General features: G+C 64.9%; 16 protein-coding genes. 7 read left to right on the top strand and 9 right to left on the bottom strand.

All coding sequences use genetic code 11. The features are described from left to right. Positions 1-14: 14 nt before the first annotated feature. A complete protein-coding gene (locus tag B447_RS07105; protein WP_232431577.1) occupies positions 15-1,652 on the top strand; it encodes a PHA/PHB synthase family protein in 1,638 nt (545 codons plus the stop codon). A gap of 23 nt (positions 1,653-1,675) precedes the next feature. Here the strand turns inward: B447_RS07105 and B447_RS07100 are convergent, their stop codons facing one another. After that, a complete protein-coding gene (locus tag B447_RS07100) occupies positions 1,676-2,359 on the bottom strand; it encodes a Crp/Fnr family transcriptional regulator (protein ID WP_002924384.1) in 684 nt (227 codons plus the stop codon). Between the two features lie 98 nt (positions 2,360-2,457). Between B447_RS07100 and B447_RS07095 the strand changes: the two genes are divergently transcribed. After that, positions 2,458-2,838 (top strand): SirB2 family protein, encoded by a 381-nt coding sequence (locus B447_RS07095; RefSeq protein ID WP_002938178.1) that lies wholly within the window; start codon positions 2,458-2,460, stop codon positions 2,836-2,838. A 33-nt stretch (positions 2,839-2,871) separates the two neighbouring features. Here B447_RS07095 and fnr read toward each other — a convergent pair whose 3' ends face one another. Then, positions 2,872-3,612 (bottom strand): fumarate/nitrate reduction transcriptional regulator Fnr, encoded by a 741-nt coding sequence (fnr, locus tag B447_RS07090; RefSeq protein ID WP_002938174.1) that lies wholly within the window; start codon positions 3,610-3,612, stop codon positions 2,872-2,874. A 149-nt stretch (positions 3,613-3,761) separates the two neighbouring features. On the opposite strand from fnr, the gene hemN reads away from it, so the two are divergent. The 4 genes from hemN to ppa all read left to right on the top strand — a co-directional run bounded on the left by hemN (position 3,762) and on the right by ppa (position 6,834). Next, on the top strand, positions 3,762-5,153 hold the full coding sequence (hemN, locus tag B447_RS07085) for an oxygen-independent coproporphyrinogen III oxidase (protein WP_002938169.1): 1,392 nt from the start codon (positions 3,762-3,764) through the stop codon (positions 5,151-5,153). 102 nt (positions 5,154-5,255) lie between these two features. Beyond that, positions 5,256-5,966 (top strand): sulfite exporter TauE/SafE family protein, encoded by a 711-nt coding sequence (locus B447_RS07080; protein WP_002924378.1) that lies wholly within the window; start codon positions 5,256-5,258, stop codon positions 5,964-5,966. Positions 5,967-6,013: 47 nt separating this feature from the next. Beyond that, positions 6,014-6,223, top strand: a complete 210-nt coding sequence (locus B447_RS07075; protein WP_002924377.1) for a heavy-metal-associated domain-containing protein — start codon at positions 6,014-6,016, stop codon at positions 6,221-6,223. 83 nt (positions 6,224-6,306) lie between these two features. Further along, the gene (gene ppa / locus B447_RS07070; RefSeq protein WP_002924376.1) at positions 6,307-6,834 is read left to right on the top strand and encodes an inorganic diphosphatase; all 528 of its coding nucleotides are present in this window, start codon (positions 6,307-6,309) and stop codon (positions 6,832-6,834) included. Between the two features lie 69 nt (positions 6,835-6,903). Here ppa and pyk read toward each other — a convergent pair whose 3' ends face one another. The 6 genes from pyk to gcl form a co-directional block, all read right to left on the bottom strand. Continuing rightward, positions 6,904-8,322 (bottom strand): pyruvate kinase, encoded by a 1,419-nt coding sequence (gene pyk, locus B447_RS07065; RefSeq protein WP_002938167.1) that lies wholly within the window; start codon positions 8,320-8,322, stop codon positions 6,904-6,906. Beyond that, positions 8,319-8,753, bottom strand: a complete 435-nt coding sequence (locus tag B447_RS07060; protein ID WP_002924373.1) for a GlcG/HbpS family heme-binding protein — start codon at positions 8,751-8,753, stop codon at positions 8,319-8,321. The genes pyk and B447_RS07060 overlap by 4 nt, the downstream gene beginning before the upstream one ends. An 82-nt stretch (positions 8,754-8,835) precedes the next feature. Beyond that, positions 8,836-9,258, bottom strand: a complete 423-nt coding sequence (locus tag B447_RS07055) for a DUF3830 family protein (RefSeq protein WP_002924371.1) — start codon at positions 9,256-9,258, stop codon at positions 8,836-8,838. A gap of 121 nt (positions 9,259-9,379) precedes the next feature. Then, positions 9,380-10,264, bottom strand: a complete 885-nt coding sequence (locus B447_RS07050; protein WP_002938164.1) for a 2-hydroxy-3-oxopropionate reductase — start codon at positions 10,262-10,264, stop codon at positions 9,380-9,382. 70 nt (positions 10,265-10,334) lie between these two features. Next, positions 10,335-11,114, bottom strand: coding sequence for a hydroxypyruvate isomerase (gene hyi, locus B447_RS07045; protein WP_002924366.1), 780 nt, complete (start codon positions 11,112-11,114; stop codon positions 10,335-10,337). A gap of 59 nt (positions 11,115-11,173) precedes the next feature. Beyond that, positions 11,174-12,949 (bottom strand): glyoxylate carboligase, encoded by a 1,776-nt coding sequence (gene gcl, locus B447_RS07040; protein ID WP_002924363.1) that lies wholly within the window; start codon positions 12,947-12,949, stop codon positions 11,174-11,176. Between the two features lie 240 nt (positions 12,950-13,189). Between gcl and B447_RS07035 the strand changes: the two genes are divergently transcribed. Further along, the gene (locus B447_RS07035) at positions 13,190-14,140 is read left to right on the top strand and encodes a LysR family transcriptional regulator (protein WP_002938163.1); all 951 of its coding nucleotides are present in this window, start codon (positions 13,190-13,192) and stop codon (positions 14,138-14,140) included. On the opposite strand, the gene B447_RS07030 is transcribed toward B447_RS07035, so the two are convergent. Continuing rightward, the gene (locus B447_RS07030; protein WP_002938162.1) at positions 14,137-14,652 is read right to left on the bottom strand and encodes an AmiS/UreI family transporter; all 516 of its coding nucleotides are present in this window, start codon (positions 14,650-14,652) and stop codon (positions 14,137-14,139) included. The genes B447_RS07035 and B447_RS07030 overlap by 4 nt on opposite strands. Positions 14,653-14,684 lie beyond the last annotated feature (32 nt).

Genomic DNA, 14,684 nt, shown 5'->3' with positions numbered 1-14,684 from the left:
TCGATCCGCTCGGCATGACCGCGCCCATAGTCCACGCGCAGCTTGCCTGGATGGCGCATCCACAGGAGCTGAGCGAGCACCTGCTGAGTCTCTCGCGCGACCTTTTCCGGCTGCAGATGCACACGTGGGATCGCATGCGCGGCATTCCGAGCGAGGATCCGATCAGCCCGAATGCCGATGATGCGCGCTTCTCGGATCCTGCCTGGACCGAGCGCCCGACCTGGGACCTGATCAAGGAGTGGTACCTCGCCTTCACCCGCCATACGCAGGACATGCTCTACGAGACGCCGGGGCTGTCGAACAAGGAGCGCAGGCGCGCAGCCTTCTGGTGGCGGAAATGGCTCAATGCGGTTGCGCCGACCAACTTCTTCTGGACCAACCCTGTTGCGCTCAGGCGCGCGATCGAGACCAATGGCGACAGCCTGAGGCGTGGCTTCGAGAACTGGCTCGCCGACCTGCAGGCCGGCAACGTTCGCATGACGAGCCCGGATGACTTCCGTGTGGGCGAGAATCTCGCCACCACGCCTGGTGCCGTGATCTACCGCAACAGGTTGCTCGAGGTGATCCACTATGCCCCGACCCAGAAGCGCGTGCGTGCCGAGCCCGTGGTGATCATCACGCCCTGGATCAACAAGTTCTACGTGCTCGATCTGGTGCCGCGAAAGAGCATGATCCGCTTCCTGCTCGATCAGGGGCTCGACGTGTTCATCACCAGCTGGAAGAACCCTGATGCCAGCATGAGCGAGGTGGGCTTCGATGACTACCTGATCGAGGGCATCGACGAGATCGTCCGTCAGGCGCGCGCCTTCACGGGCGCCGCAAAAGTGCATGCCGCCGGCTATTGCATTGGCGGCACCGCACTGGCGATGTACATGGCGTGGGCGAACCGGCGCTATGGTGAGGCCGAGATGCCGGTCGCCGACTGGACCTTGTTTACGACGCTGGTCGACTTCCACAAACCAGGCGACATCGAGGTCTTCATCGATGAGAGCAGCATCCGCTACCTGACCGAGCAGATGGCTCGCAAGGGCTACCTGGACGGCAAGGAGATGGCCGCCTCGTTCAGGCTGCTGCGCTCCAACAGCCTGATCTGGCATTACGTCGTGCATGGCTGGCTGTACGGAGAGTCACCGCCGCCATTCGACGTGCTGTTCTGGAACATGGATACCACCCGCATGCCGTACCGCATGCATGCCTGGTATTTGCGCGAACTCTACCTGCACAACAAGTTGATCCAGCCAGGGGCCTTGCAGGTCGCCGGTGAGGCGCTCGACCTCGCGGCCGTTTCGCAGCCGCTCTATGCGGTTGCGGCCGAGGACGATCACATCGCGCCGTGGCTGCAAACCTTCAAAGTGGTGCATCACGTTGGCGGACCGGTGCGGCAGGTATTGTCGAGTTCCGGGCATATCCTGGGCATCGTCAATCCCGTCGTCGACCCGCCCAAGCGCCACTACTGGGTCGAAGCCAGCACACGCGACGATACGCCGGAAACCTGGCGTCAGCGCGCCAAGCGTTGCGAGGGGAGCTGGTGGGAAGATTGGATGCGCTGGCTCAAGCCACGCTGCGGCGCGCTCGTGGCGGCGCGCCCGGTGTCGACCGAGGCTTTTCCCGCGCTTGCCGATGCGCCAGGGCAGTACGTGCTCGAGCCCTGAACGGCTACCGTGCTGCAACGGCCTCAGGCGTTGTGCCGTGCCAGGCGTGCAGGGTCGTGCAGGGTGATGCGCTTGCCCTGCACGCTGATCAGGCCTGCTTCGCTGAGGTCATGGAAGATTCGCGACAGCGTCTCGGGGGTCAGGTTGAGGCGCGAGGCGATCACCTGCTTGCTGGTGGGAAGCGCAATCTCGCATGGCGTGTCGCTGTCCGCCACCTGCAGCAGGTAGCCGATGACGCGCTGCATGCTCGAGCGCAGCGAGTAGGTTTCGACGTCCTGGATCAGGCTGTGCAGACGAATCGCCATGCCGGCCAGCAGTTTGTGAGCGAAGGTCGAATCCTGGTCGATGAGTTCGGTCACGACCGCCTGGCCGACATGGATCAGCACCGTGTCGCACAAGGCCTCCGCAAAGACCGGGTAGGGGTGGTTCATGAACATCACCGCCTCGCCGAAGCTCTGCATCGCACCCACGATCTCGACCACCTTCTCGGTGCCCTGTGGCGACGAGAAGGCCAGCTTGATCTGGCCCGATACGACGAAATAGAAGCCGTGGGGCTGGTCGCCGCGCTGGAACAGCACTTCGCCCCTGCCGACATGCCGATCGCGGGTGTAGCGCGACACACGCTGGATATCCGACTCCGACAACTCACTGAACAGCGGGATGCGATGCAGCAGGGCAGGGATGTCGACATGGGGGTGCTGGGACATTGCTTTGGCTCCGGAACGATTCGTAATCTTACCCGAGACGGGCGACAATACCTGTCGCCCCGAGACCGGCAGCTTGCCAGCCCTTGCAAGGAAAAAGGATGTACTACGCGATCAAACACCTTCACGTCGTCTGCGTCGTGCTCAGCGCAGCGGGTTTCCTGCTGCGCGGCATGTGGATGCTGACGGGCAATCCGATGCTCTCGCACCGGCTCACCCGTGTGTTGCCGCACATCATCGACAGCCTGCTGCTGCTGTCAGCGATCACGCTGGCGGTCATGATCGCGCAGTACCCGTTTGCCGCCGACTGGGTGACCGCCAAGGTCGGTGGCCTGGTTGCATACGTGCTGCTTGGCACGCTTGCACTCAAGCGCGGCCCGACCAAGCCGGTGCGTGCGGGCGCCTTTGCGGCCGCCCTGTCCGTGTACGTATGGATCGTGTCGGTCGCCTTCACCAAGAATCCCGCAGGCTTCCTTGCCTGAACAATGGCGGCCGTCGAGGCGGGGCGGCCAGCGTCAGCGCGCGCCGTGCTGGTGCTGGATCAGGCGCTTGAGCCCGGTGGGATCGAGCAACTGCACGTGCTTCTGTTGCACCGAGATCAGCCCTTCGTCCTGGAAGCGGGAGAAAGCGCGAGACACCGTCTCGAGCTTGAGCCCCAGGTAGGAACCGATCTCCTCGCGCGTCATGCGCAGGTGGAATTCCTGCGCCGAGAAGCCGCGCGCATTGAAGCGCTGCGACATGTTGAGAAGGAACGCCGCCAGCCGTTCCTCGGCGCGCATCGAACCGAGGAGCATCATCACGCCGTGGTCGCGCACGATCTCGCGGCTCATCACCTTGTGGAACTGCAGTTGCAGGCCTTCCACTTCGTGTGACATCTGCTCGAGCTTGTCATAGGCGATCACGCAGACCTCGCTGTCCTCGAGGGCGATCGCATAGCAGGTATGCGACTCTGCACTGATGCCGTCGAGGCCGAGAATCTCTCCGGTCATCTGGAAGCCGGTCACCTGATCGCGGCCGTCTTCGAGCAGCACGTCGGTCTTGAACGAACCGGCGCGGATGGCGTAGATCGCCTCGAACGGATCGCCCGCACGATACAGGCTTTGCTGGCGCTTGACCTTGCGCCGCGCGCCAACGAGTTCGTCCAGGCGGTTCAACTCGCTGTCGGACATCCCGAAGGGCAGGCACAACTCGACCAGGTTGCACTGCGAACAGGCAGACTTGAGCCCGTTCACGGTAATTGGCACGCTCGCCCTCATCTGCACGATAATCCTGCTTCCCCGACAAAAGACGCCAGACCTGGCTCAGGAGTGGTTCGATCGGGCAACACATCACGCCCGTTGACCCACGTCAACCAAAAAAACGCGGCGATCTGCCATTGTTTGGCACACACTGCCGCAGCAAGATCATGACAAGCCAGAACCAACTCATCTTCGATCCGCAACTCATCCGCCGATTCGACATCAACGGACCGCGCTACACGTCCTATCCGACAGCGGACCGCTTCGTCGAGGCCTTCAACGCCGATGCGCTCAAGGCCTGGCTCGCAAAAAGGGCGGTCGGCGGCGTCAGCAAACCGCTCTCATTATACTTCCACATCCCCTTCTGTAACACGATCTGCTATTACTGTGCCTGCAACAAGATCATCACCAAGGATCATGGGCGCTCGGCCAAGTATCTGAAATACCTGGCCAAGGAGATCGCGATGCAGGCGGAATGCCTGGAGGGCAGCCGCCAGGTCACGCAGCTCCACCTCGGTGGGGGAACGCCGACCTTCCTGTCGCATGACGAGATGCGCGAGCTCATGGCCGCGGTGCGCGAACACTTCACGCTTGTTCCCAATGGCGAATACTCGATCGAGGTCGACCCGCGCAAGGTCGACTTCGACACCGTGAAACTGCTCGCCGAGCTTGGCTTCAACCGCATGAGCGTTGGCGTGCAGGACTTCGCCGAAGATGTGCAGGCGGCGGTAAACCGCATCCAGAGCTATGACGAGACCAAGCTCGTCATCGACGCGGCACGTGCCACGGGCTTCAAGTCCGTGAGCATGGACCTGATCTACGGTCTGCCCAAGCAGAACGTGATCAGCTTCAACCGTACCCTCGAGCAGGTGCTGGAGATCTCGCCCGATCGCATCTCTCTCTACAGCTATGCCCACCTGCCGGGCCTGTTCAAGCCGCAGCGCCGCATCAACAGCGGCGACATGCCCACTGCAGACACCAAGCTGCAGTTGCTGCAGCTCGGCATCCGTCGCCTTACCGAGGCCGGCTACGTCTATATCGGCATGGACCACTTCGCCAAGCCGGATGACGAACTCACCGTTGCCCAGCGCCAGGGCCGTCTGCACCGCAACTTCCAGGGCTACTCCACCCAGGCCGAGTGCGATCTGCTTGCCTTCGGCGTATCGGCAATCGGCAAGATCGGTCCGGTGTACGCGCAGAACGTCAAGACGCTCGACGAGTACTACGATGCGCTCGACCGTGACGAGCTGCCGGTCCTGCGTGGCATCGAACTTACCGCCGACGACCTGTTGCGGCGTTCGATCATACAGGCGCTGATGTGCCACTTCGAGCTGTCCATGCAGTCGATCGAGATCGCCCACCTGATCGACTTCCGCTCCTATTTCGCCGAGGAACTTGCCGACCTGCAGGAGATGCAGAAGGCCGGGCTGGTGAAGATCGAGGGCGACTGGATCAGCGTCGAGCCTGCTGGTCGCCTGCTGGTGCGCGGTGTCGCCATGGTGTTCGACCGCTATCTGCGCGCAGACCGTGAGCGCGCGCGCTACTCCAGGGTGATCTGAGTCACGCGATCGCGAGGGCGGGGCGATTTGTCGCATGCGGTTGCGGGCGTGCAGGCGTAAAATGCGCTTTTGCCTCGCGCCGCACCGGATCGCTCTTCCCCCATGCCCGAAACAGGTTACCTGGCCGTCTTCCTGATCGGCCTGCTCGGCGGCACTCACTGCGTGTCGATGTGTGGCGGCATCGTCGGCGCCCTCACCATGCAGGTTCAGGTGCCCGGCGGGAAGCCGCAGTGGCCGCTGCACCTCGCCTATAACCTGGGGCGGATCGGCACCTATACCGCGCTCGGCGCCGCGGTGGGCTTTATCGGTTCGGTCGGCATGCTGTACGACGGCATGCTGCCGGTGCAGATGACGCTCTATGTGCTGGCCAACCTGATGCTGGTTGCACTCGGCCTTTACCTCACCGGTTTTACCCGCCCGCTTGCGCCGTTCGAGCGCGCCGGCCATGTGCTGTGGCGGCGCATCCAGCCGGCGACACGTCGTTTCCTGCCAGCGCGGTCGCCCAGGCAGGCCTTGCCGCTTGGCATGCTGTGGGGCTTCATCCCCTGCGGACTCACATACTCCATTCTGGCCACTGCGCTCGTCACCGGTTCGGGTGTGCGCGGCGCCGGGCTCATGCTCGCCTTCGGTCTTGGGACGCTCCCCAACCTGCTGCTGGCCGGCATGCTGTTCAAGCGTTTCCGCGACTTCACCCGCAATCGCAAGGTGCGCATCGCTTCGGGGCTGCTCGTGCTTGGCTTCGGGCTGTTCGGCCTCTACCACGCGCCCACGCTCGGCGGCGACCTGTGGAGCGGCGTGGTGTGCATTACCTGAGGCCCTGGCGCGGCGGGCCGTCAATCAATGATGAGGAGAAGTGCTGCATGAGCGAAGTGACGATCAAGGTCGAAGGCATGAGCTGCGGCGGCTGCGTCAGGAACGTGACCGGTGTGCTCAAGGGCATTGCCGGTGTCGAGGACGTGCAGGTGTCCCTCGAACAGGGCAGTGCGACCGTGCGCTTCGATCCAGCGCAGGTTTCGGTCGACGCCATGCGTGCAGCGGTGGAGGATGCCGGGTTCGATGCGCCGGCCTGAGCGTGGCCGGTGGGCGTGGTGCAGTGCAAGACATTGTGGTTTCCCCCTATAATCCGCGCACAATTTTTCCACGGGAGGGATGTATGGGTTTCGATCTGGTCAGCGCCGGCAAGGACGTGCCGAACGACATCAACGTCATCATCGAGATCTCCGCTCAGGGTGATCCGATCAAGTTCGAGGTGGACAAGGACAGCGGCGCCGTCTTCGTCGATCGCTTCATGGGTACCTCGATGCGTTACCCGCTCAACTACGGCTATGTGCCGCACACCATCGCTGGCGACGGTGACCCGGTGGACGTGCTGGTCGTCACCCCGTTCCCGCTCGCGCCCGGCGTCGTGATCCGTTGTCGCCCGGTCGGCGTGCTGAAGATGGAAGACGATGGCGGCGTCGATGCCAAGGTCGTCGCCGTGCCGGTGTCCAAGCTGACCCCGCTGTACGACAAGGTGCAGAGCACCGACGATCTGCCCGAGCTGCTGATGAAGCAGACCGTGCACTTCTTCGAGCACTACAAGGACCTCGAGCCCGGCAAGTGGGTCAAGATCCTGGGCTGGGGCACGGTCGAGGAAGCCAAGCAGGAGATCGTCAACGGCTTGGCCGCAGGCAAGAAGTAAGCTACCTCGCAGTACTGATGAAAAAAAAGCCGCGGTCACCCGCGGCTTTTTTCATGCTGCGTGCGGTGCTCAGTCGGGAATGCGGGCGATATGCAGCAGGTTGGTGCTACCGCTACGCCCGAACGGCAGACCCGCAATCACCACCACCACGTCGCCGGGGGCCGCGAAGTCGTGCGCCACCGCGGCGCTGGCGGCATGGTCCACCATCTCGGCGACGTCGTGTACTTCCTCGAAGGGCACCGCGTGCACGCCCCACACCAGAGCCAGGCGTCGTGCCGTACCGACATGCGGCGTCAGTGCCAGGATCGGGGTGGCAGGGCGCTCGCGGCTGGCGCGCAGGCTGCTGAAGCCGGTCGTCGTGTAGGCCACCGTGGCAGCGGGCTCGAGCAGTCCGGCCACGCGTCGCAGCGCGCAGCAGATCGCGTCCGGGGTGTTGGCCTCAGCTGGCGTGTGGCTCGCCTCCAGCCCGCTGCGCCAGGCCGGGTCGTGCTCCACCTCGCAGATGATGCGGTGCATGATCGATACCGCCTCGACCGGATACTGGCCGGATGCGGATTCGGCCGACAGCATCACCGCATCGGCGCCGTCATAGATCGCCGTTGCCACGTCCGAGGCTTCTGCGCGGGTCGGTACCGGCGCACCGATCATCGACTCCAGCATCTGCGTCGCGACCACAACCGGGCGGCCAGCGGCACGTGCCGCACGTACGATGCGCCTTTGCAGCACCGGCACCTGCTGCGGTGGCATCTCGACGCCAAGGTCGCCGCGCGCGACCATGATGCCGTCGGCCAGGGCGACGATGGGCTCGAGTTGCTCGATGGCGGCCGGCTTCTCCAGCTTGGCCATGATCCAGGCCTGGTCGCCGATGATTTCTCGCGCCTCGCGGATGTCCTCCGGGCGTTGCACGAAGGACAGTGCCACCCAGTCCACCCCGAGCGCCAGGCCGAAGTCGAGGTCGGCCCGATCCTTTGCAGTGAGTGGCGAGATCGGAAGCACCACGCCGGGCACGTTGACGCCCTTGCGATCGGACAAGACGCCGCCCACCAGCACGGTGGTATCGGCGAAGTCGGCACCGAAGGCGTCCACCCGCAAGCGCAGCTTGCCGTCGTCCAGCAGCAGTTCGGTACCCGTCTCGAGCGCGGCGAAGATCTCGGGGTGGGGCAGGTTGACGCGTACGGCGTCGCCCGCCGTCGGGTCGAGGTCAAGCCGGAAGCGTTCGCCCGGGCCGAGTGTCACCCGGCCTTCGGCGAAGCGACCGACACGCAGCTTTGGCCCCTGCAGATCCATCAGCACGCCGATCGGGCGGCCGAGCTCGTGCTCGACCTCGCGGATCTGCTTCATCCGCTCGGCATGGTCCTCGTGGCTACCATGGCTGAAGTTCAGGCGGAACACGTCCGTGCCGGCCAGCGCCAGTTCACGGATGCGCTCGCGACTGGCGCTGGCCGGGCCCAGCGTGGCGAGGATGCGGGCACTACGTTCGCGTTTCATGCGGTTTTCTCCAGGGTGGCGGGCTCGGTGCGGATTGCAAGTGCAGCGACGCCGGCACGGGCGACCTGTGCGTCCTCGCCGGCCTTGACCCCGGAAACACCGACTGCGCCGATCACGCTGCCGTCTACCAGGATGGGTTCGCCGCCTTCGAGCGGCACCACCGGCATTGCCAGCGCCGCGTAGCGGCCGTTATTGACCATCTCTTCGAAGGCCTTGCTCGGCTTGCCGCTGAGCACGCTGGTGCGCGCCTTCTCGGGTGCCACCATTGCGCTCATCAGCGGCGCGCCATCCATGCGCTGAAGCCAAAGGGCATGCCCGCCGGCGTCGCAGATGGCAATGCTCACCGCCCAGCCGTGGGCGCGTGCCTCTGCCTCGGCCGCGGTGGCGATGGAGCGTGCATCCTCGAGGGTGAGGGCGTGGGTTGATCTCATAGTCGTTGTCTCTTGGTCGTTGCAGTCGAGCGCGATCATGCCCGCGCCCTTGGCGGCGCCTGGATGCCGGCGAGGCGCTCCGTCAGCGCTCTCCCAGGTCGGTGAAGCGGATCCACTGCGCGCCCTTCCACAGCACCGTCCGCCCCATCTCGTAGAGCTGGTCCATGCCCTCGACCACGGTCAGGAAGTGGTTGCCCGCGAGCTGGCCCATCTTGCTGGCGAAGCAGCTGCTGCCGTACGCGAACAGGATTTCGGTCTCGGAGAAGCCGCCGGGATAGAGCAGGATGTCGCCGCGCGAAGGATGGCTGGTGTGGTTCTCGAAACCCAGGCCAGTATCGAACTCGCCCAGCGGCACCCATACGGCCTCGCCGCTCCAGCGCGAGTGGATCACCTGGTTCGAGAACGGCAGCAGGTCCAGGAAGGCGGCGCAGGTCTTGGGCGCGGCAGCTTCTTCCAGGCGGGCGACGAAGCGGAACGAGCCGACGTCGATGGCGAGGTGGCGCATCGGAATCTCCTTCGGTGGGTGGGTGGCACGTCGGGGAGAACGTGCCACCCGGGTTACGCCGATCCGTGCCGGCGCTTTGTGATTATGGGCTGTAAGGGGTTGGGGGCGGACCGGCGAGCGTTTACTGCCCGATCTCGAAGTTGGCCATCTTCTCGAGCGCGCGCACCATCGCCGAGTGGTCCCACTTCGCGCCGCCGTGCGCGCTGCAGGCGTTGAACAGCTCCTGCGCGGTGGCGGTGTTGGGCAGCGACACGCCGAGCTGGCGGGCGGTGGTGAGCGCCAGGTTGAGGTCTTTCTGGTGCAGCTCGATGCGGAAGCCCGGGTCGAAGCTGCGCTTGACCATGCGTTCGCCATGCACTTCGAGGATGCGCGAATTGGCGAAGCCGCCCATCAGCGCCTGGCGTACCTTGGCCGGGTCGGCACCGGCCTTCGCGGCCAGCAGCAGGGCCTCGCCCACAGCCTCGATGTTGAGTGCGACGATGATCTGGTTGGCGACCTTGGTGATCTGGCCGTCGCCGTTGCCGCCGACCAGGGTGATGTTCTTGCCCATCAGTTCGAACAGCGGCCTGACCTTGTCGAATGCCGCCTCGCTGCCGCCGACCATGATGGTCAGGCTGGCTGCCTTGGCTCCGACCTCGCCGCCGGAGACCGGGGCGTCGAGGTATTCGCAGCCGAGGGCGTTGATGCGCTTGGCGAAGTCCTTGGTGGCAACCGGTGAGATCGAGCTCATGTCGACCACGATCTTGCCCGCCGACAAGCCGGCCGCGACGCCTTCCGGGTTGAACAGCGCGTCCTCGACGTGCGGGGTGTCGGGCACCATGGTGATGATGATGTCGGCCTTGCGTGCGACCTCTGCGCCGTTGGTGCAGGGCTGGGCGCCGGCTTCGAGGAGTACGGCGGGGGTGTCGCCGTGGGTGTGGGTGAAGACGGTATGGCCGCCCTTGATGAGGTTGCCCGCCATGGGGGTGCCCATGATGCCGAGGCCGATGAAGCCAATGTTTGCCATGATCTTGTTTCCTGGATGTGATTGAAGCTGGGTCATTCTTTGCAGGAGCGCCGCAAGGCGCGAGCCTGTCTCAACCCGCGAGTGCCTGGATCCAGCCCAGCCCCTCGCGGGTGCCTGCGGCGGGCTTGTATTCGCAGCCGATCCAGCCGTCGTAGCCGAGCCGGTCGATGAAGCCGAACAGCCAGGCATAGTTGATCTCGCCGCTGCCGGGCTCGTTGCGGCCGGGGTTGTCGGCGATCTGCATGTGGGCGATCCGCGGCAGGTGCTTGGCGATCGTGTTGGCGAGTTCGCCCTCCATGCGCTGCATGTGATAGATGTCGTGCTGCAGGTACAGGTTGCTTGATCCGACTTCATCGATCAGCGCGATCGCCTGCGCCGTGCGGTTAAGGTAGAAGCCGGGGATGTCGAAGGTGTTGATCGGCTCGACCAGGAGGCGGATGCCGGCCTCTGCGAGCTTGCCAGCGGCAAAACGCAGGTTGGCGACGAAGGTCTCGTGCACCTTGCCGCTATCCACGCCGGCCGGCGCAATGCCAGCGAGACAGTTCAGTTGCCTGCAGCCGAGCGTGGTGGCGTAGTCGAGCGCACGGCCGACGCCGTCCTGGAACTCTCCGACCCGGTCCGGATGGCAGGCGATGCCACGTTCGCCGCCTTCCCAGTTGCCGGCCGGCAGGTTGTGCAGGACCTGCACCAGGCGGTGCTTGTCCAGGCGCTCGGCAAGCGCGTCCTTGTCGAACGCATACGGGAAAAGATACTCCACGCCCTTGAAGCCCGCTTCCGCGGCCGCCTCGAAGCGGTCGAGAAAGGGCACCTCGTTGAAGAGCATGGTCAGGTTGGCGTTGAACTTGGGCATGTCGTGTTCTCCGTGGTTCGCTTGCGCCCCCGCGGCGGCGGGGCGGGGTGAGGCAGGGGTCAGTCGAGCATCGAGATCGCGGTCGGCGCATCCGCGCCCTTCTCGGCGAGTTCCTCGAACTCGTTGATGGCGTTGATCTCGGTACCCATCGAAATGTTGGTGACGCGCTCGAGGATGATCTCGACCACCACCGGCACGCGGTACGTCTCCATCCACTGCTGCGCCTTGGCGAAGGCGGGCTGGATCTCCTCCGGCGTGCGCACGCGGATCGCCTTGCAGCCCAGACCCTCGACCACGCCCACGTGATCGACGCCGTAGCCTTCGGTCTCCGGTGCGTTGATGTTCTCGAACGCGAGCTGCACACAGTAATCCATGTCGAAGCCGCGCTGCGACTGGCGGATCAGGCCGAGGTAGGCATTGTTCACCAGCACGTGGATGTAGGGCAGCTTGAACTGTGCGCCGACCGCCAGCTCCTCGATCATGAACTGAAAGTCGTAGTCGCCGGAGATCGCCACAACCTTGCGCTGCGGGTCGGCTGCGCACACCCCGAGCGCGGCCGGGATGGTCCAGCCGAGTGGGCCGGCCTGGCCGCAGTTGATCCAATTACGCGGCTTGTAGACATGAAGGAACTGCGCGGCGGCGATCTGCGACAGGCCGATCGTGCTGACGTAGCAGGTGTCCTGGCCGAAGACGCGGTTCATCTCCTCGTACACGCGCTGCGGCTTCATCGGCGTGTTGTCGAAATGCGTCTTGCGCTGCATCGTGCGCTTGCGCTGCTGACATTCGGCGGTCCAGGCGCTGCGGTCGGGGAGCTGGCCAGCAGCCTTCATCTCGCGCGCCACTTCGATCAGGCGGTCGAGTGCCGCGCCGGCGTCCGAGACGATGCCGTAGTCCGGCCCGAAGACACGACCGATCTGGGTCGGCTCGATGTCCACATGCACGAACTTGCGGCCCTCGGTATAGACCTCGACCGAGCCGGTGTGGCGGTTGGCCCAACGGTTGCCGATGCCGAACACGAAGTCGGACGCCAGCATGGTGGCGTTGCCGTAGCGATGTGCGGTCTGCAGGCCCACCATGCCGGCCATGAGCGGATGGTCGTCGGGGATCGTGCCCCAGCCCATCAGGGTCGGGATGACCGGCACGCCGGTGAGCTCGGCGAACGCCTGCAGCTTGTCGGCGGCGTTGGCGTTGATCACGCCGCCACCGGCGACGATCAGCGGGCGTGCGGCGGCGTTGAGCATGGCCATCGCCTTCTCGGCCTGGGCGCGAGTGGCGGCGGGCTTGTAGGCGGGCAGTGGCTCGTAGGTGTCGATGTCGAACTCGATCTCGGCCATCTGCACGTCGAAGGGCAGATCGATCAGCACCGGGCCGGGACGGCCCGAGCGCATGATGTGGAAGGCCTGCTGGAACACGCGCGGAACCAGCGCCGGCTCGCGCACCGTCACGGCCCACTTGGTCACCGGCTTGGCGATCGACTCGATATCGACCGCCTGGAAGTCTTCCTTGTACAGGCGGGCGCGCGGCGCCTGGCCGGTGATGCACAGGATGGGGATGGAGTCTGCCGAGGCCGAGTACAGCCCGGTGATCATGTCGGTGCCGGCCGGGCCCGAGGTGCCGATGCACACGCCGATGTTGCCCGGATTGGCGCGGGTGTAGCCTTCGGCCATGTGCGAGGCGCCCTCGACGTGGCGACCGAGGATGTGCTGGAAGCCGCCATTCTTCTTCATCGCCGAGTAAAGCGGGTTGATCGCGGCGCCGGGCACGCCGAACACCGTGCTCACGCCTTCCTTGCGCATCACCGCGGCTGCGGCATCGACTGCTCTCATGCGGGCCATTTTCGTCTCCTGGGGTGGATGTCGTTGAAATCGATGGCTGAAGCATACGAGCCTTCGCCAGCTGCCTGAATTGGGCTGGCGGTCGGTTCTGTCGATATGTAAAGTATCGACAGAGGGCTTTGACGGGTTCTCGCGCGCACTATCTACGGGCCTTTATGGGCTGTATTCGAAGTGAACATGACTCGAATGTATGTTCCGCCAGGGGCTTGAGCACCCCGCGTCCGAGTATCTGGAGGAGACATGGATCGCTATACCGAAATCCGCAGCTTCGTGCTGGTGGCGGAGAAGGGCAGCTTTGCAGCGGCTGCACTGGTCGAGGGCGTCACGCCGGTCGTCATGGGACGCCGCCTGGATGCGCTCGAGCGCCGTCTTGGCGTCAAGCTCATGCACCGATCGACGCGGGGTCTCACGCTCACCGAGCTCGGCGAGCAGCTCGTCGACCAGGGCCGCAGCCTGCTGCGCGAGTTCGACGAGATCGAGCGCGCGCTCAGCGCGGGGCGCGACGTGGTACGGGGCCACCTTGTCGTCTCCGCGCCTGCCGCCTTTGGCCGTCGCCACGTGGCGCCGCATGCAACGGCGTTCAAGGCCTTGCACCCGGAGCTGCGCATGTCGTTCAACTTCACCGACAGCCTGGTCGACCTGGTGCGGGAGGGTTACGACATGGCGATCCGCATTGGTGAGGTCACGGATCCCAACTATGTTGCGGTACGCCTGTTCCCCAACCGACGGGTGGTATGTGCCACCCCGGACTACTTCGAACGCCATGGTATTCCGCGCCAACCCGAGGATCTCGCCCGTCACAACTGCCTGGCCTTCAACCTTGCCGGTGGCCAGCAGCGCGGGTGGACCTTCCAGCGCGACGGCAAGCTGTTTGCGGTGCGGGTCGAGGGCGACCTGGCCTGCAACGACGGCGAGCTCCTGTTCGACTGGGTTCGCCAGGGGCTCGGGGTGGGTTGGCGGTCGACCTGGGAGATCCAGGCCGAGCTCAAGCGCGGTGAGCTGGTCACGGTGCTCGACGAGTTCGCCGTGCCCAGCTACGACATCCAGGCGGTGTATCCGCAGCAACGCCACTTGCCGGCGAAGGTGCGTCGATTCATCGACCACCTGAAGGCGATCTATAACGCGCCGGGCTACTGGGAGGCGCCGCGCGCAGCAGAAGGGGGTGTGCGCAGCGGAAAGGGTGCCGCCTAGTGCAGGGTGCCGGTCAGCAGCAGGTAGCCCGGCAGCCAGCCCGTGAATATCCCCTGGCCGATGGCGACGGCGGCGGTCAGGCGCACGATCCGCTTCTGCAATGCGAGCAGCAGGAAGAACAGCAGCCACAACACCGCCCACGCGGCCCAGGACAGGCCGAGCCACCAGTCCCGGGCGCTCGCCGCCTGGCCCAGGCTATCGATCGCCACCGGTACGGCTGTGATCGCAACGAACAGGCTGAACCATCCAAGGCCGCGCCCGTCTGCACCGGTGAAGCGGTTGTAGGCGACCCACAGGTAGGTGAATGAAAACAGCAGGGAGAGTGCAGCTGCCCGAATCGAAGCGCTGTCGGCATCGGCGCCGAAGGCAAGCCTGAGGGCCACCAGCAGCGTCAGCCCGCCGGTAAACAGGTTGATGATCGAGATCTCGCGATCACCGATCCGTTCGAGCATCCACAGGCCGTTCAGGATCAGTACTGCGCCGACATAGAACAGTGAGAGGCCGAGGAGCATGAGGCTTGGGCGTTGGTTTCGAAGGCCGTTGT

The sequence above is a fragment of the Thauera sp. 27 genome (genome assembly GCF_000310125.2).
GTDB classification, from domain to species: Bacteria; Pseudomonadota; Gammaproteobacteria; order Burkholderiales; family Rhodocyclaceae; genus Thauera; species Thauera mechernichensis.
This window is presented reverse-complemented; position numbering and strand designations above follow the sequence as displayed.